This window comes from Pseudomonas sp. NFACC02, from assembly GCF_900110765.1.
Lineage (GTDB): Bacteria > Pseudomonadota > Gammaproteobacteria > Pseudomonadales > Pseudomonadaceae > Aquipseudomonas.
This window is the reverse complement of sequence record NZ_FOEO01000002.1, coordinates 135,310-160,470: the sequence shown is the minus strand read 5'-3', so window position 1 is coordinate 160,470 and position 25,161 is coordinate 135,310. Positions and strand designations below refer to the sequence as shown.

Below are 25,161 nucleotides of genomic sequence, written 5' to 3'. Positions count from 1 at the left end.
TTCGACGATCTGGCCGCGCGTCATGAAAGTCTGCGTACCACCTTTGCCATCGACCCGGACGACACGCTGGTGCAACGCATCCACGCCGAACAGCCGGTGGTCCTCGAACCGCACGACCTCAGTCTGCACGCGCAACCGCTGGAGGCGTTGGCGGCCCTGGCCAAGGCTGCCGTCGAGCAACCGATGGACTTGCAGACCGGGCCGCTGTGGCGTGTGCTCAAGGTACGACTGTCGCCCAGTCACCAGCAACTGGTGCTGGTGCTGCACCACATCATTGCCGATGGCTGGTCGGTGCAGGTGCTGCTCAAGGACTTTATGGCCTTCTACAGCGCACATGCACAGAACCGGACTCCCGCACTCGCGCCGTTGCCGATCCAGTACGCCGATTTTGCCGCCTGGCAACGCGAGCGACTGGCCGGTGGTGAAGGCGAGCGTCAACTCGGTTACTGGCGCCAGCAACTGGGCGATACGCAGCCGGTGCTGAGCTTGCCAGCGGACCGCCCGCGCCCGGCGCAGCAAAGCCATCGTGGCGCACGTTATGCCCTCGCTTTCGACCGTACGCTCAGCCAAGGCCTGCGCGACCTCGCCACGCGCCATGGCGCCACGCTGTTCATGGTCATGCTCGCCGCGTACAAGACCCTGTTGCTGCGCTACTCCAGCCAGACCGACCTGCGCGTCGGTGTCCCCGTGGCCGGGCGCACCTGCACCGAGGCAGAAGGCTTGATCGGCCTGTTCGTCAACACCCTGGTTCTGCGCACCGAGGTGTCGCCACAACAGTCGTTCAGCACACTGATCGAGTCGGTGAAGCGTACGGCGCTGGGGGCGCAGAACCACCAGGACCTGCCATTCGAACAACTGGTCGAGGCGTTGGGCGTCTCACGCAACCTGAGCCACAACCCACTGTGCCAGGTGAAATTCACCCAGCAGTTCCCGCTGCCGCAGAACGTGGAAACGGGCGGCATGCGCCTGGACGTCAACCAACTCGATGACTACGCCGCGCACTTCGATCTGGGGCTGGACATCACCGACAGCGCCGACGGCATTCAGGCCGTGTTCACTTACGCGTGTGACCTGTTTGATGAAGCGCGTATCGCAGGCCTTGCCGCTGACTTGTTGCGTATCTGCGCGCAAGGCGTGGCGCAGCCGGAAACCCGCTTGAACGCGCTGCAGCTAGCGGCTGTGCCTTCGCGCCTCGATGCCGAAACGGTCGCGTTCCCGGCCACTGACGTGCTGAGCCTTTGGGACGTCAGCGTCCACGCGCAGCCTGAGCGTCTGGCTCTGCAAGGCGAGGGGCACGGTCTTGATTTCGCCGCTGTCGATGCTCAGGCCAACCGTCTGGCCGCGTACCTGCACCAGGCTGGCGTGGGCGCTGAAAGCCGCGTTGGCGTGGCGCTGGAGCGTTCGGTGGAGTTTGTCGTCAGCCTGTTGGCGGTGCTCAAGGCCGGCGCGGCCTACGTGCCGCTGGACCCGAAATGGCCTGCCGAGCGACAGGCGTTCGTACTGGCGGACAGCGGCGCGCGCTGGCTGATCAGCGATGCCGTGGCGCCCGCTGACTACCGGGGTGAGGTTGTCCCGATGGACGCCGACGCGGCGTGGCGTTCGCGGTCCGAAACGCCGCGCAACGTGCGCCCGCACCCTGAGCAAGCCGCTTATCTGATCTACACCTCAGGCACCAGCGGTACACCCAAGGGCGTGGTGATCAGCCACGGTGCGCTGGCCGATTACGTTCAAGGGCTGCTCAAGCGTCTTGAACTGGCGCCGGATGCAAGCATGGCAATGGTGTCCACCGTCGGTGCCGACCTGGGCCATACCGTGTTGTTCGGCGCGTTGTGCTCGGCGCGCACGCTGCACCTGATCAGCCCGGATCGCACCAACGATGCTGATCGCTTTGCCGCGTACATGGCGCAACACCGGGTCGGTGCACTGAAGATCGTGCCGACGCACCTGAGCGGGCTGTTGCAGGCAACCCATGCCGCCGACGTGCTGCCGGAACACGCGCTGATTCTCGGCGGCGATGCATTGCCATGGGATCTGGTGGCACAGGTCAAGCGCCTGAAACCGGGCTGCCGTGTCATCAACCACTACGGCCCGACCGAAACCACCGTCGGCGTGCTGACCCATGAGCCGACGCACGCACAGGCAGCGTCAGAAACGGCCCCCATCGGTCGTCCGCTGCCCAACGCCGTGGCGTTGATCCTCAACGAATACCTGGAGCCGGTGGTGCAGGGAGACATCGGCGACTTGTACATCGGCGGGCCGGGCCTGGCCCGTGGGTACCATGACCGTCCGGGCATGACCGCTGCCGTGTTCATCCCTGACCCGTGCGGCCAGGGCCGTCGCCTGTACCGCAGCGGCGACCGGGCGCGATTGCTGGCCAACGGTCGGATCGAATTCCTCGGCCGTGCCGACGATCAGGTCAAGGTACGCGGCTATCGCGTGGCGCTGGGCGAGATTGCGCAGCGTCTGCGTCAGCTCGACGGCCTGCGCGATGCCCATGTCCGGGTCGATGAGCGAGGCCAGTTGATCGCCTACGGGTTGACCGAGAAAGGTCACCAGCCCGACGGCGAAGCGTTGCGTGGGCAACTGGCCGAGTGCCTGCCGGACTATATGGTGCCCAGTCACGTATTGACCCTGGACGCCTTCCCGCTGACCGCCAACGGCAAGCTCGATCACAGCGCCTTGCCGGCCCCGCAGGTCGTTTCACTGACGTTTGAAACGCCGCACGAAGGCGTCGAGGCGACGTTGGCGGCGCTGTGGGAAACAGCCCTGAGTGTCGAAGCGGTCGGTCGTCACGACAACTTCTTCACGTTGGGTGGCGACTCGATCCTCAGCCTGCAGATCATCGCTCGCGCCCGCCGTCAGGGCATTCGCCTGACGCCCAAGCAACTCTTCGAAAAGCAGACCATCGCCGAACTGGCACAGGTCGCTGTGTTGTCCGAGGCCAAGCCTGTCGCCGCGCCCGTCGTGGCTGCCGTTGTGCCGCGTGATTTTGCCCTGACACCGATTCAAGCCCGCTTCTTCGCCTTGCCCATGGCTCAGCGTTCGCACTGGAACCAGTCATTGTTGCTGAACCTGCCGCGCGCGCTGGACGTCGTGGTGTTTCAAGAGGCGCTGTCGGTGTTGCTCGCCCGGCACGACAGCCTGCGTCTGAGCTTCCATCAGGGCGACGACGGTCAGTGGCAACAGCGCTACCGCGACAGCGAAAATGCCGAGCGCGTACTGTGGACCTGCGAACTGACCCGCGAAGAAGACCTGGCCTCCCTCAGCGACGAAGCCCAGCGCAGCCTGAACATCGAGACCGGTCCGCTGATGCGAGTGGTCCATGCACGTCTGCCGTCGGGTGAAGGGCGTCTGCTGCTGGCGATTCATCATCTGGTCGTCGATGGTGTGTCGTGGCGTGTACTGCTGGAGGACCTGCATCAAGCGTACCGCTGTCTGGCGGCCGGGCAGCGCGTGACGCTGGCGGAGAAGACCGCAAGCTTCCAGAGCTGGTCGCAGTCGCTGCACACCCTGGCTCGCCGTCCTGAACTGGCGGCTCAGTTGCCACACTGGCAAGCGCTGCAAGCGGCCGATGCCTGCCTGCCGGGCGACACTTCGATTCAAAGCCACGTCGGCGATGGCGAAACGATTGGTCTGACCCTTGACGAGCACGACACCCGTCGGCTGCTCAGTGACGCCCCGGCGGCCTACCGCACGCGCATCGACGATCTGCTGCTGGCGGCGCTTTCCCTGGCCCTGCATCAATGGACCGGGCGACGCCGTCACGTGATCAGCCTCGAAGGCCATGGCCGGGAAGACGCCAGCGGCGCGCTGGACCTGAGCCGCAGTGTGGGCTGGTTCACCAGCCTGTATCCGCTGGCGCTGGAAGCCGGTGATGACGCGATTGCCACGCTGAAAGCCGTGAAGGAAGCCGTACGTGCCGTGCCGGAGAAAGGCCTGGGTTATGGCATGCTCAAGCATCTGGCGGGTGCTGAGTTGCCCGAGCTCGTGGGGCAGGGCCTGACCTTCAACTACCTCGGCCGTTTCGACGACCGTTTCGACGAGTCTGGAGACGCGTTGTTCTCGCTCTCCAGTCAGACCCTCAGCAACCTGCGTGACCCGCAAGGGCCGCTGGCCAATGCGCTGGCGGTGGACGGTCAGGTGCGCGGCGGCCGGTTGCAACTGGACTGGACCTTCAGCCGCAAGCGCTTCACCCGCGACAGCATCGAGCAACTGGTGGCGCTGTATCGCAAGCACCTGCTGCAGTTGATCGACCATTGCAGTGACGACTGCAACGCCGGTCTGACGCCGTCCGATTTCCCGTTGGCCGGGCTCAATCAGACACACCTGGATGCCTTGGCCATTCCTGCCCGGGAAATCGAAGACATTCTGCCGCTGGCGCCCATGCAGCAAGGCATTCTGCTGCACAGCCTGCTGGAGCAGGGCAACGGCATCTACCTGATGCAGGACCAATACGCCGTCGGCAGCGACGTCGATTTCGAGGCTTTCAAGTTCGCCTGGCAGCAAGTGGTGCAGCGTCATCCTGCCCTGCGCACGGCCTTCCACGGTCTGGAAAGTGGTGTGCAGCGTCAGGTGGTGATGCGCCGCGTGCCGTCGCCTGCGCAACTGATCGACCTGAGTCACCTGGCCCGCGAGGCTGCTGAAGCGGAACTGGAAGCGCTGCTCAGCGCCGAGCGTGAACAGGGCTTTGATTTCTCTCGGGCACCGTTGCTGCGCTTGCGCCTGATCAAGTTCGGCGAGGCGGATTTCCGCATCGTGCAAAGCCATCATCACGCGCTGATTGACGCCTGGTGCCGTGGCCTGATGCTCACCGAGTTTTTCGCCCATTACCGCGCGTTTCTTGACAGGCGCCACATCAGCCTGCCAGCCGCGCGGCCGTACCGTGATTTCCTGGCCTGGCTGTCGGAGCAGGACGAAGCCGTCAGCCGCGATTACTGGCGCAACGCGTTGGCCGGTTTCACCGACGTCACCCCGTTGCCGTATCGCCGCAGTCCTCAGGGCGAGCCGCAGATGCGTGACGTCACGCTGGCACTCGGTGCCGAGCAGACCGCGAAACTGGCGGATCAGGCGCGCCAGCATCGCCTGACCGCCAACACCTTCGTGCAGGCCGCCTGGGCCCTGTTGCTGATGCACCACGCCGACCGCGACGAGGTGCTGTTCGGTGTCACGGTGGCGGGTCGTCCGACTGAACTTGAGGGCATCGAAGGCGCGCTGGGATTGTTCATCAATACCTTGCCGCTGCGTCTGAAGCGCCCGGGTGCGGGCGCCCCGGCGCTGGCCTTGCTCAACGCGCTGCAAGCGCAGAACGCCGAGATGCGTCAGCACGAACACTTGTCGCTGGCTGACATTCAACTGCTGGCCGACACACCGCGTGGTCAGCCATTGTTCGACAGCCTGTTCGTCTTTGAAAACGTTCCGTTGGGCGCCGAGGTTCAGCAGGCCGTGAACGAATACCGGATCAATCCGCTGGCAAACCGCACCCACACCAACTACCCGTTGACCGTGGTGCTGCTGCCGGGCGAATCGCTGCAACTGCAGCTGACGTATGACACCCGTCACTTCGACGACGTCGACATGCACTCGCTGGTCGGGCATTTCCGTCGCCTGCTGACCCAACTGATCGACAACCCGCAACAGACCCTGAGTCAGTTGCAGGTACTGGAGCGGGCCGAGCGCGAGCAATTGCTGGCGCAAGGTCAGGGCCCGGTGCAGCCGCACTGGTATGACATCAGCTACCTGGAGCGTTTCGAGTCCCGTGTACAGGCGCATCCTCACCTGGAAGTGGCGCGCTGCCAGGGCGAGCGCTTGAGTTACAGCGAATTGAACCGTGCGGCCAACCGCATCGGTCATGGCCTGATCGACACGGGCGTGCAGGGCGATGACGTGGTGGCGCTGTTCGCCCCTCGTGGTCTGCCGCTGCTGAGCATGATCATCGGCGCATTCAAGGCTGGCGGTGCCTATCTGGCGCTGGACGATCGACACCCGGCCGGACGCAGTGCGCGCATGCTGGGCAGCAGCGCGGCACCTGTCCTGCTGACGCCGCGCGATTGCCTGCCACAGGTCGAGGCGATTCTCGCACTGACCGAGGTCAGGCCGCGTCTGCTGGTTCTGGAAGACCTTCTGGCCAGCGGCGCGGAAGATAATCCAGGCCGCTACGCCAGTGCTGAACAACTGGCGTACGTGATCTACACCTCCGGTTCCACCGGTGAGCCGAAGGGCGTGATGGTCAACCAGCGCGGCATGCTCAACAACCAGATGTCCAAGCTGCCGTACCTGCGTCTGGGGGAGGGCGATGTGATCGCCCAGACCGCCGCCACCGGCTTCGATATTTCCGTGTGGCAATTCCTCACTGCGCCGCTGTTCGGTGGACGCGTGGAAATTTTGCCGGACGCGGTGGTACACGACCCGCAGCGTCTGCTGGAAGAAGTGGTTGCCAATCAGGTCAGCGTGCTGGAGTGCGTACCCGCGGTGATCGACGGCATGCTTGCGGTCCCGCCGCACAAACTCGACGCCCTGCGCTGGTTGTTGCCGACCGGCGAAGCGCTGACCGTGGACCTGGCGACACGCTGGTTCGCTCGCTATCCCGACGTGCCGCTGGTCAACGCCTACGGCCCGGCCGAATGCGCCGATGACGTGGCGCTGCACACACTGACCGCAGCGCCCGCCGCCAAGGCCAACATGCCGATCGGTCGCCCGACCGACAACAACCGTTTGTATGTGCTGGATTCCAGCCTGCAACTGACGGCGCCGGGCGTGGTGGGTGAGCTGTACATCGGTGGCGTCGGCGTGGGTCGCGGCTATGCCGCACGGCCTGCGCTGACCGCCGAACGTTTTCTGCCTGACCCGTTCGGTGAGGCCGGTGCGCGGCTGTATCGCAGCGGCGACCTGGCGCGCTGGAACGCCGAGGGTGCGCTGGAATACGTTGGCCGCGCGGACTTTCAGGTGAAGATCCGTGGCCAGCGCATCGAACTGGGCGAAATCGAAAACGTGCTGCTGGCTCAACCGTCCGTCCACGAGGCGGTCGTCAGCGCGCAACCGACGCCGCACGGACCGCAACTGGTGGCGTATGTGGTCGCCGAGGCGCAGCAGGCTCTGTCTGCCGACGTACTCAAGACTGCACTGGCCCAAGCGCTGCCGGCGTTCATGGTACCCGCCCACGTCATGCAACTTGAGCGCCTGCCGCGCAACGCCAACGGCAAGCTCGACCGCAAGGCCTTGCCTGCGCCTGACTGGCAGGCGCGGGCCTTCGAAGCGCCGCAGGGCGAACGCGAAGAGATCCTCGCCGAACTGTGGCAGAGCCTGCTGAAGGTCGAGCGGGTCGGGCGCGACGACAACTTCTTTGAACTGGGTGGGCACTCGCTGCTGGCGACGCGTCTGTTGTCGCGCATTCGCGAGCGCCTGGGGGTGAGCATTCCGCTGGCGCAGGCCTTCGAAGCCACCACCGTTGCCGCACAGGCCGCTCTGATCGACACCTTGCAGGGGCAAACCCTGACGCTCGAGGGGCTCGATGCCCTGGACGCGCTAATGAATGAGCTGGAGGAAAGCAACTGATGTCGCAACCGAGCATGACTTCGCACAGCAAGCTGCTGGCCCTGGCCACCCGCTTCCTCAGTCTCGGCGCCGCACAGCGACGGGTGTTCCTGGGCAAGCTGCGCGAACAGGGGCTGGATGCGTCGGCGCTGCCGATTCCGTCCGGCGTGGCGGGCGAGCGCAGCCCGACGTCCTTTTCCCAGCAGCGCCTGTGGTTTCTCGAACAACTGGAACCGGGCAACAGCACCTACCACCTGCCGGGCGCCTTGCGCTTGAAAGGCACGCTGGACATCGCAGCCGTGCAGGCGGCGTTCGAGCGTGTGGCGCAGCGTCATGCGAGCCTGCGCACGGTGTTCGACACCGCCGACGACGGCACGCCGGAGCAGGTGATTCAGGCGTCCCAGGCGCTGCCGTTCGATTCGTTGAGCGCGGCCGACGAAAGCGAGTTGCAGGCCCTGGCCGATGCGTTCGCTCGTCGTCCGTTCGACCTGGCTCAGGGGCCGTTGTGGCGCGTGGCGCTGGTGAAACGTTCGACCGACGAGCACGTGTTGCTGGTCTGTCTGCACCACATCATCGCGGACGGCTGGTCGATCCAGGTGCTGTTGCTGGACTTCGTGCAGGCCTATCGCGCGGCGCTGGAGAATACCGATTCGGCCCTTGCGGAACTGCCGCTGAACTACGCCGACGTTGCCCTGTGGCAGCGCGCCTGCCTGGAAGCGGGCGAGGGCGATCGTCAGCTTGAGTACTGGAAGCAGCAACTCGGTGATGAACCGCCGGTGCTGGAATTACCCGCCGACCGTCCTCGCCCGGCGCGCCAGAGTTTCCAGGGTGCGCGCCTGCCGTTCAGCATCGACACAGCCTTATCCAGCCGCATGCGCGAACTGACGAAGCAGCGTGGCGTGACCTTGTTCACGGTCGTGCTGGCGGCCTATCAGGTTCTGCTCCAGCGCTTGAGCGGGCAGAACGACTTGCGTATCGGCGTGCCGATTGCCGGGCGTCAGCGGGCCGAAACCGAAGGGCTGATCGGCTTTTTCGTCAACACCCAGATTCTGCGCGGTGAGGTCACGGCCGACGCCAGTTTCAACCAGATCATCGACCAGGTACGCCTCGCCTCCCAAGGCGCGCAGGCCCATCAGGACCTGCCGTTCGAACAGTTGGTCGACGCGCTGGCGCCGGAGCGCAGCCTGAGCCACAACCCGCTGTTTCAGGTGCTGTACAACCATCAGCAGCGTCAGGACGAAGCGCTGCAACTGATGCCTGGTCTGGACGCCACGCTCATGCCGCTGGACAGCGGCAGCGCGCAGTTCGACCTGGCGTTGCACACCTGGGAAAACGCAGCGGGTGAACTGGCGGGCAACTGGAACTACGCCACCGACCTGTTCGATCACGGCTCCATCGAGCGTTTGCACGCGCGTTTTGTGCAACTGTTCACGCAGTTGCTGGAGCAGCCTGACGGGGCGATTGGGGATTTCGAGCTGCTTGACCTTCAAGATCGTGCGCAACTGGCGTTGGTCAATGACACGGCGCGCGACTGGTCTGTCGATGAGCCCGTTGTGCATCGCACGTTCGAACGTCTGGCGCAATTGCATCCTCAGCGTGAAGCCTTGCGCTGTGGCGACCAGGTGCTGACGTATCAGCAATTGGATCAGCGGGCCAACCAGTTGGCGCACTACCTGCGCGGGCAGGGCGTCGGACGTGAAACGCTGGTAGGCGTCGCGGCGTTGCGTTCGGTCGAGATGGTGGTGGCGCTGTATGCCGTGGTTAAAGCGGGCGCTGCGTATGTGCCGCTGGACCCGGAATACCCGGCTGACCGATTGCGATACATGCTGGAAGATGCCGGGATTGGGTTGCTGCTCAGCCATGACGCCGTGATCGAGGATCTGCCCGTTATCGACGGCTTGCAGGTGTTGAATCTGGATCAGCTTGAACTGACTCAACAGCCTGTCACGGCCCCGGTTGTGGAGATCCATCCCGAACAACTGGCCTACATGATCTACACCTCGGGTTCGACCGGGAAACCCAAAGGCGCGGGCAATACCCACGCGGCGCTGTTCAACCGTCTGGCCTGGATGCAAGAGGCGTACAGTCTCGACGCATCCGACGCCGTGCTGCAAAAGACCCCGTTCAGCTTCGACGTCTCGGTTTGGGAGTTCTTCTGGCCGCTGATGGTCGGTGCGCGTCTGGTCATGGCTCAGCCCGGCGATCATCGCGATCCTGCTTTGCTCACCGCATTGATCGAAGAGCATCAGATCACCACGCTGCACTTCGTGCCCTCGATGCTTGCGGCGTTCATGGCGCAGGACGATCTGTCCGGCTGTGCCTCGCTGAAACGCATCGTGTGCAGCGGTGAAGCGCTGCCTGCCGATCTGGCCCGAGACACCCTGCAACGCCTGCCTAACGCTGGCTTGTTCAACCTGTATGGCCCGACTGAAGCGGCCATCGATGTCACCCACTGGACCTGCCGCAATGAACCCGGTGCTGGCGTGCCCATTGGCCGTCCCATCGCCAATCTGCAGATCCATATCCTCGACAGTCGTCTGAACCCCCAGCCGATTGGCGTGCCGGGCGAGCTGTACATCGGCGGTGCCGGCCTGGCCCGTGGGTATCACCAGCGTCCGGGCCTGACCGCCGAGCGTTTCGTGGCCAGCCCGTTTGGCCATGGCGAACGCCTGTACCGCACCGGCGATCTGGCGCGCTGGCGTGCCGACGGCGCGGTGGACTACCTCGGCCGTCTCGATCACCAGATCAAGTTGCGCGGCCTGCGCGTGGAGATCGGTGAGATCGAATCGGCGCTGCTGGATCATCCTGCCGTCAGTGAAGCTGTCGTGGTCGCGCGTCAACTGAGCACCGGCCTGCAACTGGTGGGTTACCTCGTTGCCGAGCCATTCGACGAAGAGCAACTGCGCACCCAACTGAAACAACGCCTGCCGGACTACATGGTCCCGGCGCATCTGGTGACGCTGGACGCCTTCCCGCTGTCGGCCAACGGCAAACTGGATCGCAAGGCCCTGCCGGAACCACAAGTGCAACAGCGTGCGTTTGAGGCACCGCTGGACGGTGTGGAACGCGAACTGGCCGAGCTGTGGCAAGACCTCTTGGGCGTCCAGCAGGTAGGGCGTCAGGACAATTTCTTCGAGCTGGGCGGCGATTCGATTCTCAGCCTGCAAATCGTCTCCCGCGCCAGGAAGCGCGGTATTCAACTGACCCCACGGCAGATGTTCGAGCGCCAGACCATCGCCGAACTGGCCCACGTCGCTCAAGTGATCAGCCGCGACGAGGCCGCGTCCGTTGCGCGCATCAAGCTCAATCGCGATATCCCGCTGACGCCGATCCAGCACTGGTTTTTCGAGCAACCGATGCGTCGTCGCAGCCACTGGAACCAGTCACTGCTGCTGACACCGAACGAAGCATTGGAACCCACCGCTCTGATTCAGGCGTTGCAAGCGCTGATCACCCAACACGACGCCTTGCGCATGACGTTCGTGCAGCAGGACAACGGTCACTGGCAGCAGCGTTATCGTGCCCATTGCGTAGAGGCTGCGGAGGCTCTGCTCTGGCAGCGTACAGTCAGCATGAGTGACCTCACGGCGGCGTGCGATGAAGCACAGGCCAGCCTTGATCTGAAAGACGGACCGCTGCTGCGTGCCGTGCATTTCACACTGGCCGACGGCGGCGAGCGACTGTTGCTGGTCGTGCACCATCTGGTAGTGGACGGCGTCTCGTGGCGGATTCTGCTGGAAGACCTGCACAACGCGTACGCCCAGGCACAGGCTGGCCTGACGGTCGATCTCGGCGAGAAGGGCTTGCCGTTCCAGCGCTGGGCCAATCGCCTGCTGGACTTTGCCTACAGCGATGCGGTGCTGGCCGAAGCCGACTACTGGCGCAGCCTGCCGGCCGCGCCGCCGCTGCCGTGCGCCAACCCTCAAGGCAAGGCACTGCAATCATCGGTGCAGCAATTGCACCTGCAACTGGACGCCGGCCGCAGTCAGGCGCTGCTCAGCGAAGCGCCAGCGGCCTATCGCACGCAGATCAACGACCTGCTGCTCACCGCATTGACGCGAGCGCTTGCGCAGTGGAGTGGTGAATCCCGCGCGCTGATCGCGCTCGAGGGACACGGCCGTGAGGACCTGTTTGATGGCCTGGATCCGTCTCGTACCGTGGGCTGGTTTACCAGTCTTTATCCGGTCAGTTTGCAGGCTCAGGACAGCCTGGATGCGGCGCTCAAACACACCAAGGAAACCCTGCGCGCCGTGCCCAATGGCGGTCTGGGTTACGGCTTGCTGCGTCATTTGCGCGGCGAAGCGTTGCCGTCGCTGGAAGGCTGCGTGCTCTTCAACTACATGGGCCGTATAGACCATCACGCGGGCCGCCTGCAGAACAACAGTGGCCTGTTCACGCTGGCCGAAGAGGGCAGCGGCACTCAACGGGGCGCCGATTCGCCCTTGGCGTGCGAGCTCTCGATGGATGCGCAGGTGCGCGACGGACAGTTCAGCCTGACCTGCAGCTACAGCGGCGAGCGTCATGAGGCCACCTCGATTCAACGCCTGCTCGATGCCTACGCGGTCGCGCTGGACGAAGTGATCGAGCATTGCCGCGCGCACTCGGCGGTCACGCCGTCGGACTTCCCGGCGCTGGACCTGACCCAGGGGCAACTCGATGCACTGCCGGTCGCTGCGCGCGACATCGAACAGCTGTATCCGTTGACGCCGATGCAACAGGGTCTGTTGTTCCACAGCGAACTGGGTGAGCGTGAAGGCGCGGATGGTGCGCGCGACCTGTACATCAATCAGGTGGCGCTGGACATCGAACACCTGCCGCTGGTGCGCTTCAAGTCGGCCTGGGCGGCGGCGGTGCAGCGTCACCCGATCCTGCGTGCGTCTTTCCTGCGACTGGCGGGCAGCCAGACGCCAGTGCAATTGATTCGTCGCGACGCGGCGCTGGTCGTTCGTGAACTGGACCTGCGCGCCGGTCAACACGCGATGAGCGACGTGCTGGCCGCGGAGCGGGAAACCCCGTTCCAGCTGCACGAAGCGCCGCTGATGCGCGTGCTGCTGGTACGTCAAAGCGAGACGCTGTGGAAACTGGTGTGGACCTTCCATCACATCCTGCTCGACGGCTGGAGCAGCGCGGCGGTGCTGGGCGAAGTGATTCAGTCGGCACTGTCCGACACCGCGCCGACACCTGCCGGTCATTACGGCGATTATGTCGAATGGTTGCTCAGCCGGGACGCGCAGGACAGCGCGACGTTCTGGCAGCAGCACTTGGCCGGGTTTGAACAACCCACCCTGATGGCGACCGCCTTGACCCCACCGACATCTGCCAGCGGTGAACCGCTGTCGATGCAGGTGAGGGTCACGTCCATGGACCTGGACAGTCAGTTGCTGCACAGCGCCGCTCGCCGTCAGCGGGTGACCGTCAACACGCTGATTCAAGCGGTCTGGGTCTTGCTGTTGCAGCGTTACACCGGACAACAGCGCGTCGCGTTCGGCGCGACCGTATCGGGCCGTTCGGCGCAGGTACCGGGCATCGAACGCATGCTGGGGCTGTTCATCAACACGTTGCCGCTGGTGCAGGCGCCGGAATCGCAGCAGAAGGTCGGCGACTGGCTCAACGAACTGCAAGCGCACAACCTTGAACTGCGCGAGCACGAACACACGCCGCTGTTCGAAGCCCAGCGTTATGCCGGGCATGCCGGTCGTGACCTGTTCGACAGTCTGGTGGTGTTCGAGAACTACCCGGTGGACGCCGTACTGCGCGACAAACAGGCCGCAGGTGTGAACCTGGGCTCAGTGGAACTCAGCGACAAAACCCACTATCCGCTGAGCCTGGCGGTGGTGGCGGGTGAGCAGGCCCATGTTCACGTCAACTACCACAGCAACGTGTTCAGCGCCGAACAGATCGACCGCCTGTGCGGTCACTTCCAGACCTTGCTGGACGGCATCTGCCGTTTCCCTGAAGCGCGTATTGGCGATCTGTCGATGCTCACCGAGCGCGACATCACGGAGATGCATGGCTGGAACTCACCACCGTTTTCGCCTTACGTGGATCGCCCGATCCACGAGTTGATCGCCGACCATGCACGCCTGCGTCCCGACGCCATCGCCCTGGTGCATGGCGAGCAGCGCCTGACCTTCGCCGAGTTCGACCGCCGCGCCAACCAGTTGGCCCACGCCCTGCGTGCTCGCGGCATCGGCACGGAAGTGCGCGTGGCGATTGCCATGGAGCGCGGTATCGACCTGTGGCTGTCATTCTTCGCGGTGCTGAAAGCGGGCGGGGCGTACATTCCGCTGGACCCGGATTACCCCACCGAACGCCTGCGCTACATGCTCGAAGACGGCGGCGTGAAGCTGCTGATCTCTCACGATGCAGCGCTGAATCGGGTGCCCGTGGGCGACGTGCCGTTGCTCAATCTGGATCAACTGGACGTTTCCAGCGAGCCGGAAACCGCGCCGGACGTGGTGATTCATCCGCAGCAACTGGCGTACCTGATCTACACCTCAGGTTCGACCGGCAAGCCGAAAGGCGCGGCCATCGCTCACCGCGATATCTCGATGCACATCCAGACCATCGGCGAGCGTTATGGCTTTACGCCGGAAGACCGGAAATTCCACTTCCTGTCCATCAGCTTCGACGGCGCCCACGAAGGCTGGATGATGCCGATGTGTTACGGCGCTCGTGTGGTTTTGCGCGACCAGGAGCTGTGGAGCGTCGAGCAGACCTACGACACGCTGATTCGTGAAGGCATCACCGTGGCTTCGTTCCCGCCGAGCTACCTGCGTCAGTTGTCGGACTGGGCCGGTGTGCAAGGCAAAGGGCCGGGCGTCAAAACCTACTGCTTCGCGGGTGAAGCCTTCAGCCGCGAGATGCTGCATGACGTGATTCGCAATCTGCAGCCGCTGTGGATCATCAACGGTTATGGCCCGACGGAAACGGTGGTCACCCCGACCCTGTGGCTGGCCTCGTCGGAGACGGCGGACTTCACCACGGCCTATGCGCCGATTGGTGATCTGGTCGGTGACCGTCAGGGCTACGTGATGGACGCGGATCTGAACCCGCTGCCGCAAGGCATCGCCGGTGAGCTGTACTTGGGCGGCGCCGTGGCGCGGGGTTATCTGGACCGTCCGGGTGCCACGGCCGAGCGCTTTTTGCCGCACCCGTTCCGTCCGGGCGAGCGTATCTATCGCAGCGGCGACCGTGTGCGGTTGAACAGCGAAGGCTTGCTGGAGTACCTGGGCCGGATCGACCACCAGATCAAGATTCGTGGTTTCCGTATCGAGGCTGGTGAAATCGAGGCGGCACTCAAAGGCTACGAGGGCGTGCGCGAGGCGCTGGTGATCGTGCGCGATGGACCGAGTGGCAAGCGGTTGCTGGGTTACGTCGGCGGCAATGACCTCGATGAGGAGCGCATCAAACAGCAACTCAAGGTGAGCCTGCCGGAATACATGATCCCGGCGCACATCATCGTCATGGCGCGTTTGCCGCAACTGCCGAACGGCAAACTGGACCGCAACGCATTGCCGGATCCTCAGGTCAGTTCCAGCGACTATCAAGCACCGCAAAACGCACTGGAACAGCAACTGGCCGACTTGTGGCAGCCGTTGCTGGGCATTGAGGCGGTAGGGCGCAACGATCACTTCTTCGAACTCGGTGGACATTCGCTGCTGGCGATGCAACTGATTTCTCGACTCCGCCATGAGCATGAACTGAGCGTGCCCCTGCGGCTGCTGTTCGAAGCACCGCGTCTGGCCGATTTCGCCCAGCGCATCGCACAGCTGGTGCAGCCCGCGAAGCCGCATGACCTCACCCCGCGCCACGCGACGACAGCGGTGCAGTCCTTCGCCCAGCAACGCTTGTGGTTCCTCGATCAATTGCAGCCGGGCGGTCACGCCTACAACCTGCCGGGCGCGGTGCGCCTGCGCGGCACGCTGGACGACGCTGCATTGCAGTCGGCGTTCGATGCCCTGACCGCACGCCATGAAGTGCTGCGCACGCGCTTCGTCGCCGGTGACGACGTGCCGCTGCAACAGGTCGAGGCGGCCAGTGCCGTGCAGATCGAACGTCTGGACATCAGCGACAAGGCCGACCTCGAAGCAACGTTCAACGCGCTGGCTCAGGATTTCGTCAAACGACCGTTCAACCTGTCGCAAAGCCCGGTCTGGCGTCTGGCATTGGTGCGGGTGGCGGCGGACGAACAGCGCCTGCTGCTGTGCCTGCACCACATGATTTCGGATGGCTGGTCGGTGCGGGTGTTGCTGCAAGAGTTTTGCGAGCTGTACCGCGCCGCCGTGGAAAACCGCGCGCCGCAACTGGCGGAACTGCCGGTGCAATACGCCGACTTCGCGGCCTGGCAGCGCGAGTGGCTGGAGGCCGGCGAGGGCGAGCGGCAGTTGCAGTACTGGCGCGAGCAATTGGGCGACGAGCATCCGGTCATGGAACTGCCGACCGACCGTCCACGTCCGGCTCAGCAGAGCTATCAGGGTGATCGGTTGCTGTTCAGCTTCGATGCCGCGTTCAGTCAGCGTGTGCGCGCGTTTGCCAGACAGCAGGGCGTCACGCCGTTCATGGCGATCCTGTCGGCCTATCAGGTGCTGTTGCATCGGCTCAGCGGGCAGAACGATTTGCGCATCGGCGTGCCGATTGCCGGGCGTTCGCGTGTGGAGGTGGAAGGCCTGATCGGTTTCTTCGTCAGCACTCAGGTGCTGCGCGCTGACGTCAGCGCGCAGCTGTCGTACCGCCAGGTGCTGGAGCAGGCGAAGGTGACGACCCTCGGCGCTCAGGCCCATCAGGACTTGCCGTTCGAGCAACTGGTCGAAGCCCTGCAACCGCAACGCAGCCTGAGCCATAACCCGCTGTTCCAGGTGGCCTACGACCATCAGCAACGTGACTTTGCATCGCTTTCCGGATTGCCGGGGCTGCACGCCGAGGTCCTGCCGCTGGACGATGGCAGCAGTCAGTTCGACCTGGCGCTGAACACCCACGAAGAGGCCGACGGTGCCCTGGGCGGGTCGTGGAACTACGCCACCGATCTGTTCGATCACGGTTCCATCGAGCGACTGCATGCGCGTTTCGTGCAGTTGTTTGAGCAGTTGCTGGACCAGCCGGACGCAGCGATGGGTGACATCGACCTGCTCGATGCACAGGACCGTTCGCAGCTGATTCAAGTGAACGACACGACGCGGAATTGGGCCGACTCGTTTGAGGGCGCGGATGAATGCGTTGTCCACCGTCATTTCGAACGTCTGGCGCAGTTGCATCCTCAGCGTGAAGCCTTGCGCTGTGGCGACCAGGTGCTGTCGTATCAGCAACTGGATCAGCGGGCCAACCAGTTGGCGCACTACCTGCGCGGGCAGGGCGTGGGGCGCGAATCGCTGGTCGGTGTCGCGGCGTTGCGTTCGGTGGAAATGGTGGTGGCGCTGTATGCGGTCGTCAAAGCGGGCGCTGCGTATGTGCCGCTGGACCCGGAATACCCGGTGGATCGCCTGCGTTACATGCTCGAAGACGCCGGGATCGGTTTGCTGCTCAGCCATGACGCCGTGATCGAGGATCTGCCCGTTATCGACGGGTTGCAGGTGTTGAATCTGGATCAGCTTGAACTGACTCAACAGCCTGTCACGGCCCCGGTTGTGGAGATCCATCCCGAACAACTGGCCTATATGATCTACACCTCGGGTTCGACCGGGAAACCAAAGGGCGCAGGCAACACCCACGCAGCGCTGTTCAACCGTCTGGCGTGGATGCAAGAGGCGTACAGTCTCGACGCATCCGATGCCGTGCTGCAAAAGACTCCGTTCAGCTTCGACGTTTCGGTCTGGGAGTTCTTCTGGCCGTTGATGGTCGGCGCGCGTCTGGTCATGGCTCAGCCCGGCGATCATCGCGATCCAGCTCTTCTGACCGATCTGATTGCAGATCATCAGATCACCACGTTGCACTTCGTACCCTCGATGCTCGCGGCGTTCATGGCGCAGGACAATCTGTCGGGCTGCGGCTCTTTGAAACGCATCGTGTGCAGCGGTGAAGCGTTGCCTGCTGACCTGGCCCGAGACACCCTGCAACGCCTGCCCAACGCCGGGTTGTTCAACCTGTATGGCCCGACTGAAGCGGCCATCGATGTCACCCACTGGACCTGCCGCAATGAGCCGGGCGCTGGCGTGCCCATCGGTCGTCCGATTGCCAACCTGCAGATCCATATCCTCGACAGTCGTCTGAACCCACAGCCGATTGGCGTGCCGGGCGAGCTGTACATCGGCGGCGCCGGGCTGGCCCGTGGTTATCACCAGCGTCCGGGCCTGACCGCCGAGCGTTTCGTGGCCAGCCCGTTTGGCCACGGCGAACGCCTGTACCGCACCGGCGACCTGGCGCGCTGGCGTGCCGACGGCGCGGTGGACTACCTCGGTCGTCTCGATCACCAGATCAAGCTGCGCGGCTTGCGGGTCGAGATCGGCGAGATCGAATCGGCGCTGCTGGATCATCCTGCGGTCAGTGAAGCGGTCGTGGTCGCGCGTCAACTGAGCACCGGCCTGCAACTGGTCGGCTATCTGGTCGCCGAGACCTTTGACGAAGAGCAACTGCGTACCCAACTGAAACAACGCCTGCCGGACTACATGGTGCCGGCGCATCTGGTGACGCTGGAGGCCTTCCCGCTGTCGGCCAACGGCAAACTGGATCGCAAGGCCTTGCCGGAACCACAAGTGCAACAGCGTGCGTTCGAGGCGCCGCTGGACGGCGTGGAACGCGAACTGGCCGAGTTGTTGCAAGACCTCTTGGGCGTCCAGCAGGTGGGTCGTCAGGACAACTTCTTTGAACTCGGCGGGCATTCGCTGCTGGGCATTCAACTGGTGGCGCAGATTCGTCGGGACCTCACGCTCGAGCTGCCGTTGCGCGCGCTGTTCGAGGCTCCGGTGCTGGCTGACCTGGCGCATTACCTGAACACCCGCGCCGAGCGGTCAGCGATGCCGGCGCTGTTGCCACGCAGCGAGCGTGAATTGGCGCCGCAGTCGTTCGCTCAACAGCGCCTGTGGTTCCTCGCCCAACTGGAGCCGCACAGCACCGCCTACAACCTGCCCTGTGTGCTGAACCTCAGTGGCGCATTGCAGCTCGACGCCTTGCAACGCAGCTTTGATGCGCTCGCCGCACGGCATGAAAGCCTGCGCACCTGCTTCCTTCCGGGGGCCGGTGAGGTGCCGTTGCAACGTGTCTTGCCGATCGGCAGCGTCAGCATCGCCCGCCATGACCTACGCGACAGTGCTGCGCCGGAAGACGCGTTCGCCGCGCTGGCCCATGGGTTCATGAACCAGCCTTTTGACCTCGATGCCGAGCGCGCGCCGTGGCGGGTCGGCCTGGCGCGAGTGGGGGAGAACGAATGGCGTCTGTTGCTGTGCATGCACCACATCATCTCCGATGGCTGGTCGGTGCAGGTCATGCTCGAAGACTTCTCCCGGTTGTATCGCGCTTTCTCTCAAGGGGAAGACGCGCAGTTGCCGCCGCTGAGCGTGCACTACGCGGACTACGCTGCCTGGCAGCGCGACTACCTGACAGGACGTGAACGCGAGCGTCAGTTGAGCTGGTGGCGCGAAGCCTTGGGCGACGAACAGCCGGTGCTGGAGTTGCCGGCAGACCGTTCGCGTCCGGCCGAGCGCGATGGCAAGGGCGGACGGCATGCGTTCGTGCTGCCGCAGGACCTGGCCGACACGCTGCGTCGTGTCGCGCAAGCGCAGGACGCCACGTTGTTCATGCTGTTCCTGGCGGCGTTCGACACCCTGTTGTATCGCCTCAGCGGTCAGCGCGATCTGCGCATCGGCGTGCCGGTGGCGGGGCGGGCCGAAGCGCAGACACAAGGTTTGATCGGCTTTTTCGTCAACACGCTGGTCCTGCGGGCGCAGGTCAGCGGCGATCAGCCTTTCACTCAATTGCTGGCTCAGGTGAAAGACAACCTGCTGGGCGCCCATGCCCATCAGGACCTGCCGTTCGAACAGTTGGTGGAGGCACTGCAACCGGCGCGCAGTCTGAGCGTCAACCCGCTGTTCCAGGTCAGCTACAACCACCAGCAGCAGCCGGACCTGTCGCTGTTGCAGTTCGACGGCCTGAGCATCGAAGCGCAGCAATGGGACGTCAAAGGCTCGCAATTCGACCTGGTGCTCGGGACCTTCGAACATCGGGATGGCCGCATCAGCGGTTATCTGGACTATGCCACGGACCTGTTCGACGCCTCGACGGTGGAGCGTCTGTACGGTCAGTTGCTGACCGTGCTGAATGCCGTTTGTGCACAACCGCAGACGGCGATTGGTGACTTGCCGCTGCTCAGCGAAGCCGATCTGGCCGCGCTGGATCAATGGAACACGCCACCGTTCTCGCCTTACGTTGAGCGCCCGATTCACGAACTGATTGCCGACCATGCACGCCTGCGTCCCGACGCCATCGCCCTGGTGCATGGCGAGCAGCGCCTGACCTTCGCCGAGTTCGACCGCCGCGCCAACCAGTTGGCCCACGCCCTGCGTGCTCGCGGCATCGGCACCGAAGTGCGCGTGGCGATTGCGATGGAGCGTGGTATCGACCTGTGGCTGTCGTTCTTTGCGGTGCTGAAAGCGGGCGGGGCGTACATTCCGCTGGACCCGGATTACCCGACCGAACGCCTGCGCTACATGCTGGAGGACGGCGGCGTGAAGCTACTGATCTCTCACGATGCAGCGCTGAATCGGGTGCCCGTGGGCGACGTGCCGTTGCTCAATCTGGATCAACTGGACATTTCCAGCGAGCCGATCACCGCGCCGGACGTAGTGATTCATCCGCAGCAACTGGCGTACCTGATCTACACCTCAGGTTCGACCGGCAAGCCGAAAGGCGCGGCCATCGCTCACCGCGATATCTCGATGCACATCCAGACTATCGGCGAGCGTTATGGCTTCACACCGGACGACCGGAAATTCCACTTCCTGTCCATCAGCTTCGACGGCGCTCACGAAGGCTGGATGATGCCGATGTGTTACGGCGCCCGCGTGGTGCTGCGCGACCAGGAGCTGTGGAGCGTCGAGCAGACCTACGACACCTTGATTCGTGAAGGCATCACCGTGGCCTCGTTCCCCCCGAGCTACCTGCGTCAGTTGTCGGACTGGGCCGGTGTGCAAGGCAAAGGGCCGGGCGTCAAAACCTACTGCTTCGCGGGTGAAGCCTTCAGCCGCGAAATGCTGCACGACGTGATCCGCAATCTTCAGCCGCTGTGGATCATCAACGGCTACGGCCCGACGGAGACGGTGGTCACGCCGACCCTGTGGCTAGCCTCGTCGGAGACGGCGGACTTCACCACGGCCTATGCGCCGATTGGTGACCTGGTGGGTGACCGTCAAGGCTACGTGATGGACGCGGATCTGAACCCGCTGCCGCAAGGCATCGCTGGCGAGTTGTACCTGGGCGGCGCCGTGGCGCGGGGCTATCTGGACCGTCCGGGTGCCACGGCCGAACGCTTCCTGCCGCACCCGTTCCGTCCGGGCGAGCGCATCTACCGCAGCGGCGACCGCGTGCGGTTGAACAGCGAAGGCCTGCTGGAGTACCTGGGCCGGATCGACCACCAGATCAAGATTCGCGGTTTCCGCATCGAGGCCGGGGAAATCGAGGCGGCGCTGAAAGGCTGCGAGGGTGTACGTGAAGCGCTGGTGATCGTCCGCGAGACGCCGAGTGGAAAACGCCTGCTGGGTTATGTCGGAGGCAACGAGCTGAGCGAGGACAGCCTGAAACAACAACTGGGAAGCACGCTGCCCGAATACATGGTGCCGCATCACATCATCGTCATGGCGCGCTTGCCGCAACTGCCGAACGGCAAACTGGACCGCAATGCGTTGCCGGATCCGCAACTCAACAGCCAGACATTCGAAGCACCGCAAGGCGAACGCGAAGAGCAACTGGCGCGGGTCTGGCAGCAGTTGCTGGGCGTGGAAAGCATCGGCCGTTCGGACAGTTTCTTCGAACTGGGCGGCGACTCGATTCAATCGCTGGCGGTCATCACGCGCTTGCGTCAGGCCGGCCTGAAACTGATGCCCAAGGACGTTTTCAGCCATCCACGGTTGAAGGATCTGGCGTTGCGTCTGACCGTGGTCGAGGCCAGTGCCGAGGTGGTCATCGATGAAGCACCACGGGGCGAAGTGCCACTGACGCCGATTCAGGCGCATTTCTTCGAACAGCCCATGACAAACCGTGCGCATTTCAACCAGGCGTTGCTGCTGGACGTTCTGCGCAAGGTGGAAGCACCGTTGCTGGCGCGAGCGCTGGAGGCGGTACTGCGTCACCATGACGGCCTGAACCTGAGCTTCCGCGCAGTGGGGGACGGGCGCTGGCAGCAGGCGTATCGCCAGCCGTCCGCCACCGACAGCCTGTGGGTGCGTGAGGTCGCTGATGACGCTGCGCTGGTTGCGCTGTGCGAACAGGCACAGCGCAGTCTCGACCTGGAAAACGGCCCGTTGCTGCGACTGGTCCTGGCGCAAATGCCCCAAGACCAGGATCGGAACCAGGGCCAGCGTCAGCGCCTGTTGCTGGTCGCCCATCACCTGGTGGTGGACGGCGTGTCCTGGCGGGTTCTGCTCGAAGACCTGGCGCGGGCCTATGCCCAGTTGTCGTCCGACGGCGCGGTGAATCTGGGGCCGAAGTCCAGCAGTTATCAACGCTGGGCACAGCACCTGATGCAAGCCGCGCACGTCCCGGGGCGTGAAGCCGAGGCCACACAATGGCAGGAACGGATCGGGCACGCAGGCGATGACGCGTGGCCGGTGGACGACGTGACCGGTCGGGCGACTCAACAGGACCTTGAACAATGCGAACTGTTGCTGGACGCCGAGCGGACACATCGTCTGTTGCGCGAAGCACCGGCGGCGTTGAATGCCCGGATGGATGAGATCCTGCTCGCTGCACTGGCCCAGGCCTTGAGCGGCTGGACCGGACAGCGCGACACCCTTGTTGCGCTGGAAGGCCACGGTCGTGAGGCCTTGTCCGACGGGCTGGACGTCGGTCGAACCGTGGGCTGGTTCACCAGCCTGTTCCCGGTTCGGGTCACGGCCGCGGACACGATCAGACAGACCGTCGAGCACGTTCGAGAGACGGTTCGTGCGCTGCCGGACAAGGGCGTCGGCTTCGGGCTGCTGCGTTATCTGGGCACCGACTCGGTGCGTCGGCAACTTGCGGCATTGCCGGAGCCCAAGGTGGTGTTCAACTACCTCGGTCAGTTCGACCAGGACCTGGGCGACGGACGGTTTGCGCCGTCTGGCGTGTCCGCCGGGGCGTTGATCGACCCGGCCACACCGCTCAACCGCGAGCTGGAAATCAACGGTCAGGTGTTCGCCGGGCAGCTGGGCCTGAGCTTCCGTTACAGCGGTCAACGTTATCAGCGCCAGACCATCGAGCGCTTGCAAACGGCCTACCTTGCGGCACTGACGCAATTGCTGGATGGCCTGCCATTGGCGCAATCGGCTGCCGCTGCAGTTCACCCTGTCAGCCGCCATGGCGCGCCCAATCCGCTGATTCGCCTGAGCAGCGGCGCCAGCGACAAGCCGCCGGTGTTCTGCGTACACCCGGTCAGCGGCACGGTGGTGGGTTATTACGCCCTGGCGCGGCGTCTGTCCACGCAGTGGGACGTGTGGGGCATCCAGAACCGTCAGGTGCTCGACGGCCAGTGGCGCGACCGTTCGATCGAACAGATGGCCCGCGACTACGTGAAAGCATTACTGGAGCAGCAGCCGTCCGGGACCTACCGCCTGATCGGCTGGTCGATGGGCGGCACGATGGTCCTTGAAATGGCCCGGTTGCTGACCCGTCTGGGCAAGCGCGTGGTCTTCGTCGGCCTGATCGACGGCTACGTGCCGGGGGCCGGTCAGCCGCGCCCGGCGGTTCCTGAATCGCCCGCTACTGCTGTTGGCGGTGATGACGAAAGCGAAGGCGACGAGCACTGGCAACAGTTGCTTGGCGTCGAGCGACACATGCGCCAACTGGCCAACCAATGCCGGGACATCCACCCCTCGGGCGTGCCCGTGTACGCCTGGTGGGCGCAGCGCTCCCCGGAAAATAACGATAACGCACCGGCTCTTCTGGAGCAGGGCATGGGCAGCCGCTTGCAGGTTTCAGCCTGGATCGATGCCGACCACCTTTCGATTGTCCGTGATCAGTCATTCATCACCCAACTGGCCGAGGCCCTCGTGCACGTCAACGAACGACCTCAGTCACACGATTTCCAGGAGCAGGAATATGCATAGCCCACACAACGTGACGCCAATTGCCGAGCTGACACCCGATGCGGCACTGGCCCATGCGGACTACCGGTTCGCGCCGACGGCGCGGCTGGATCGTCAGGCCGCGGTGGAGTCCAACGCTCGCAGCTACCCGCGGCGCATCCCGCTGGAACTCAAACGCGCGCAAGGCATTCATGTCCAGGACAGCGAGGGGCGCTGGTTCATCGATTGTCTGGCGGGGGCCGGTACGCTGGCGTTGGGGCACAACCACCCCGAGGTGGTGCAGGCGATGCGCAGCCTGCTCGACGGTCAGCGTCCGTTGCACACCCTGGACCTGATGACCGAGGCCAAGGACGAGTTCATCAACGAGCTGTTCGCGTTGCTCCCGCCGGCTTTTGCCAGGGACGCACGCATTCAGTTCTGCGGCCCGGCGGGCACGGATGCGGTGGAGGCAGCCATGAAACTGGTGCGCACGGCCACCGGGCGCAGCAACATGATGGCCTTCCACGGCGCCTATCACGGCATGACGCAGGGCGCCTTGAGCTTGATGGGCAATCTGGGACCGAAGGCGTATCTGGGCGGGCTGGCCTCCAGTGCGCAATTCCTGCCGTTCCCCTATGACTACCGCTGCCCGTTTGGGATCGGGGGCGAAGCGGGCGAGCGCATCGGTCTGCACTACATCGAGAACCAGCTGACCGACCCGGAGAGCGGCGTCATGCCGCCTGCCGGGATGATCCTCGAACCCTTGCAAGGGGAGGGCGGCGTGGTGCCGGCGTCCGCCAACTGGCTGCGCGAAGTCCGTCGCATCACTCGCGACGCCGGCGTGCCGCTGATTCTTGACGAGATCCAGTGCGGCGTGGCGCGCACCGGCAAGCCGTTCGCGTTCCAGCACGCCGACATCGAGCCCGACGTGCTGGTGTTGTCCAAGGCGATCGGTGGCAGCCAGCCAATGGCCGTGGTGGTGTACAACAAAGCGCTGGACGTCTGGAAACCGGGCTCTCACGCCGGAACATTCCGAGGCAACCAACTGGCCATGGTGGCCGGCGCCACCACCTTGCGCATCGTGCGCGAACAGCAACTCGATCAGCACGCGGCGGCCATGGGCGAGCGCCTGACCCGACACCTGCGCGCCCTGCAGAAAGACTGGCCGCAGATGGGCGACGTGCGTGGCATGGGCCTGATGCTGGGTGTGGAAATGGTCGATCCCGAAGGGCGTCTGGACGTGCTGGGGCGCTTCCCGCAAAGCGGCGCGCTGGCGTCCAGCGTCCAGCGCGAATGCCTGCAACGCGGTCTGATCATCGAAGTCGGTGGTCGTCACTCCAGCGTGATCCGTTTCCTGCCGCCATTGATCGTCACCGCCACCCAGATCGACCAGATCGCCGACATCTTCAGCGCCGCCGTTTCAGCCGCGACCCGCCAGCAGTAA

3 protein-coding genes (1 of these 3 only partly in view) are annotated in these 25,161 nt (G+C 64.3%); all 3 read left to right on the top strand.

All coding sequences use genetic code 11. The features are described 5' to 3' along the window. Tightly spaced (each overlapping or abutting the next), the 3 genes in view from BMY73_RS02765 to BMY73_RS02755 form a layout consistent with a single transcriptional unit that may run on beyond the window. A protein-coding gene (locus BMY73_RS02765) for a non-ribosomal peptide synthetase (RefSeq protein ID WP_256570795.1) crosses the window boundary here: on the top strand, window positions 1-7,551 show its 3' portion. 2,184 nt of this gene lie to the left of the window's left edge; only the last 7,551 of its 9,735 coding nucleotides appear in the window; its start codon lies off the left edge, out of view; it ends in the stop codon at window positions 7,549-7,551. Then, the gene (locus tag BMY73_RS02760; protein WP_256570794.1) at window positions 7,551-23,759 is read left to right on the top strand and encodes a non-ribosomal peptide synthase/polyketide synthase; all 16,209 of its coding nucleotides are present in this window, start codon (window positions 7,551-7,553) and stop codon (window positions 23,757-23,759) included. Before BMY73_RS02765 ends, BMY73_RS02760 begins: the two co-directional genes overlap by 1 nt. Continuing rightward, window positions 23,752-25,161: an aspartate aminotransferase family protein gene (locus BMY73_RS02755; protein ID WP_092404869.1), complete on the top strand. Its 1,410-nt coding sequence runs from the start codon at window positions 23,752-23,754 to the stop codon at window positions 25,159-25,161. The genes BMY73_RS02760 and BMY73_RS02755 overlap by 8 nt, the downstream gene beginning before the upstream one ends.